Genomic DNA, 3263 nt, shown 5'->3' with positions numbered 1-3263 from the left:
AGAAACGTGCATAAAAAAATCCGATAAACAAGGTCTATCGGATTTTTACATAAAGGTAGGATCATTCAACTGATCTGCCGATTAAAGTCTTAACTGATCGGCATTAGAGTTATCAGAGTGCTTTGTCGATAATGCTTTAGATTACGATTGGATGCCTGTCCGTGGCTCATTGCTGACGACTGGTCAGAAATGGTGGCGATTCTTATCAGGTGACTATCGAAGAGCGAAAAGTACTTATGCTGGTATGTCTAAGAATGGACTTGCTGGCGGTGTAAATGAATGGATTGAAAGAATTGATACCGTATTGGAGTATCGCTCAACTCAAAAGCGCTTCATCGATTCTGCACAACTAGCAATAGATACTATCGGTAGTCATTTTAAAAATGAGAGTACTGACTGGATCGCGATCTTAAAACCGCTTCAATGGGTTCACCAGTGCCATTCAGGAATTAAGTCTGGCTCACTCGATGCGAGTGCTGCGCAGTACTTAGACCCTTCAAAGGAAATTGGATTTACCACGACAGAGCTTAACCATGTAAAAGAGTTAATCAGTAAACGTGAAAGTATGCTGAGCGAATTAGCTTCATTACTTCAGCTAGATCTGACGAACTTTACTGACTGTTGTGACTCTTTATCTATTGATGATGTTGAGTTGTTGGGGAAAGATATTCAAAAATTTTACCCTCTAACTCGCTTTAATCGCTTAGGAGCTGAGTTAGACCGAATCGGACTTTCAAAATGGAAACAGGAGGCATTTACTTGGGCTAATGTGCCAACACTTTTCCGTGACTGCTTCAAATATACGTTTTATCGCTCACTTGTTGAACATCAGTATGATTCAAGAGATGAAATCCGTTATTTCGATCGAGTTGAGCATGAAAAACAGATTGAGCAGTTCAGCTTCATAGACGGGCGACTGTTCCACTTTGCTCAAGAGTCATTGGTTAAGCAGCTCTACGATAATTTACCCAACCCATCAGCAAGAGGTGAAGTTGAAACTTTAAGACGTGAGTTCAATAAGAAGCGCCGTCAAATGCCAATTAGACGACTGCTTAATAAATCAGGTCGTGTGATCCAGCAGATCAAGCCCGTATTTATGATGAGTCCAATGTCGATAGCGACTTATTTAGAGCCAGGTGTGGTTGATTTCGATTTGGTAATCTTCGATGAAGCCTCACAGGTTAAAGTTGCTGATGCGCTTGGGGCTATTATGCGTGGTAAGCAGGTTATCGTGGTTGGTGATACCAAGCAGATGCCGCCAACAAGTTTCTTCGGCAAACAATTAGTCTTAGATGATGAAGACGCAGAAGAAAGCCTCACTGCGGATATGGAAAGTATTCTGGGCATGTTCTTAGCGTCAGGTACACCAGAAAAGATGCTTAAATGGCATTACCGTAGTCGTCATGAGTCATTGATTGCAGTGTCTAACCAAGAGTTTTATGACAATAAGCTGATGATTTTCCCTTCGTCGGGCATTAACCCTCATGCGAAAGGTTTGAGTTTTAACTACTTGCCGAATACTACATACGATCGTGGTGGCTCACGAAGTAATGTGGGAGAGGCGACAGAGGTTGCAGAAGCTGTAATTAAACATGCTAAGACAACGCCAAATCAAACACTAGGTGTTGTTGCATTCAGTACAGCTCAGCGGGATGCAATCCTTTTGGAAGTTGAACGACTAAGAAAAGCGAACCCAGATTTTGAGGACTTTTTTGGAGAGCATGAAGAAGGGGAAGATTTCTTCGTTAAGAACCTTGAAAACGTGCAGGGTGACGAGTGTGACACCATCTATATCAGTATCGGCTATGGTAAGACGAACGAAGGTCGCTTGCCAATGAGTTTCGGTCCACTAAACAGTGATGGCGGTGAACGAAGACTCAACGTTCTTATCTCACGTGCTCGTATGTGCATGGAGGTATTCAGTAACTTCAAAGGTGATGAAATGCCAACGACTGAGGCATCGCCGTTTGGTGTTCGAGCGCTGAAGAACTTCTTACATTATGCTGAAACAGGCGATCTCATTAAGCGAGAAGAGACGGGCAAAGCACCTGATTCACCTTTTGAAGAGGATGTTATTTCTTCCATTCGCTCTCTAGGTTATCAAGTTCAACCACAAGTAGGTTGTGCTGGTTTCTATATTGATATTGCAGTGAGAGATCCAAATAAACTTGGTCGCTATATACTTGCGGTAGAGTGTGATGGCGCGACATACCACAGTTCAAAGAGCGCACGTGATAGAGATCGTATTCGTCAGAGTGTCCTTGAAGGACTTGGTTGGCGCTTTCACCGCATTTGGAGTACTGATTGGTTCCGCAACCGCCATAAAGAAACGGAAAGGTTAAATGATGCTATCAAGTCAACTATTGCTTATTATGAAGCCTATGATTCAGAGCCTATTGTTGAAGAGACTGTAAAATCAAAGCCAAAAGCGGCGATTGACAGGGTAGAAGTTGAACATCAGGCATCTGCTGCCGTTTACCAGGCTTTCCCTGAAGAGCAGTTATACCTTGGGTATGGCGATACGATCCCAGAAGTAAGCACGACAGCCCTAGCAGAGGATATTATCAAAATTGTAGAGCTTGAATCTCCAATTCACGTCAAGCATCTAACCATTCGTCTTTTGTCTGCGGTGGGTAGCACGCGAAGTGGGGCTCGGATTAATCGATCGATTCTAGATGGTATTGGTTTACTCAATCGGCAAGGTAAAGTTGAATTAGACGGTGAATTCATTATTGCTAAAAGCCAAGGTGAGATTACGATTCGTAATCGAGTTGAACTCCCGTCAAACGAGCGCAAGTATGATTTGATCTATGATGGTGAAATCGCAAAAGCCGCAATAGAGACTGTTAAGGATACTTTCTCTATATCTAGCGATGACTTAGTTAAGTCGATTACGGAAGTACTCGGTTTTTCTAGCACAAGTAAAACGATGAAAGATAGAACAGAAACAATACTGTTTGAGCAAGTTCAGTTAGGTTATTTGGAAATAAAGGGCGACATCTACCGAATTTCTTAGTTTAGCTTGGTGAACAGCACTATCTAGACTTGCGCTGAGTTAATTGACTTTACCATACATGTGGTTATTCATGTTTTGCTTATTTAGAAAAAGCACGGAAACATTTATGTCCAAATCCCTGTTAGCGGATACGATACTAATGGAAACCCAACTAACGAAGAATTCGCGATCGCCTAACAGTCGGTTGAGTTGCTATAATTACATTTAAAATCAAATAGATAAAATCGATCTTAGTGCTCGCTTTTTT

General features: G+C 42.0%; 1 protein-coding gene. It reads left to right on the top strand.

The features are described 5' to 3' along the window. Positions 1–151 precede the first annotated feature (151 nt). Complete coding sequence (locus AACQ17_RS07930) at positions 152–3016, top strand: DUF3320 domain-containing protein (protein ID WP_240507712.1); 2865 nt, start codon at positions 152–154, stop codon at positions 3014–3016. The last annotated feature ends 247 nt before the right edge of the window (positions 3017–3263 follow it).

Source organism: Vibrio sp. V10_P2A27P122 (assembly GCF_963874335.1).
Classification (GTDB): Bacteria; Pseudomonadota; Gammaproteobacteria; order Enterobacterales; family Vibrionaceae; genus Vibrio; species Vibrio anguillarum.
The sequence above is the reverse complement of the archived record's forward strand: the minus strand, read 5'-3'. Positions and strand labels throughout refer to the sequence as shown.

What these genes read in the sequence shown, in the direction of transcription:
- AACQ17_RS07930 (WP_240507712.1), top strand. Translation starts at nt 152, where the DNA reads ATGCCTGTCCGTGGCTCATTGCTGACGACTGGTCAGAAATGGTGGCGA.